The organism is Aerococcus sp. L_32 (assembly GCF_050689315.1).
The window spans coordinates 1-504 of record NZ_JBOEQF010001321.1 but is presented as its reverse complement, the minus strand read 5'-3'; the positions used below and the strand labels follow the sequence as shown (position 1 = coordinate 504).

General features: G+C 43.5%; 1 protein-coding gene. It reads left to right on the top strand.

Features of this window, described 5'->3' with window-relative positions; genetic code table 11:
* A partial coding sequence (locus tag ACRCJ0_RS19575; protein ID WP_431391887.1) for an electron transfer flavoprotein subunit alpha/FixB family protein occupies window positions 1-417 on the top strand: 417 nt, incomplete at its 5' end.
* Between the last annotated feature and the right edge of the window lie 87 nt (window positions 418-504).

Below are 504 nucleotides of genomic sequence, written 5' to 3'. Positions count from 1 at the left end.
ACCTACCAAGTCTTGGAACGAATTCCAGGTCAACCACAAACGAATCAAATCACTGAGGCAGATAAGGTTATTGCTGTTGGCCGCGGGATGAAGATGCAAGACAATTTAGTCTATACTGAAAAAGTAGCCGACCTACTTGGCGCAAAAGTTGGTGCTACCCGCCCCCTAGCAGAGAACGGCTGGTACACACATGACGAGCAAATTGGTCAAAGTGGGGTCACTATCCAACCGCAATTACTCTTGAATTTCGGGATTGCGGGCGCCATCCAATATACTGTCGGGATGAATCAGGCAAAATTTGTATTTTCTGTAAATAAGGACCCGAAAGCCGCTATCTTTAAAGAATCAGATGTCGGGTATGTCGGCGATGCGGTTGCTTTTGCCAAAGCTTTAGCTAAACAAGTAGAAAGTAAATAACAATGAGGTGAAAATATGTTAGCCCAGGATAAAATCAATGATCTAAGACAATTTGACCTATTCAAAGAGCTTGATTGTCAAACGCTC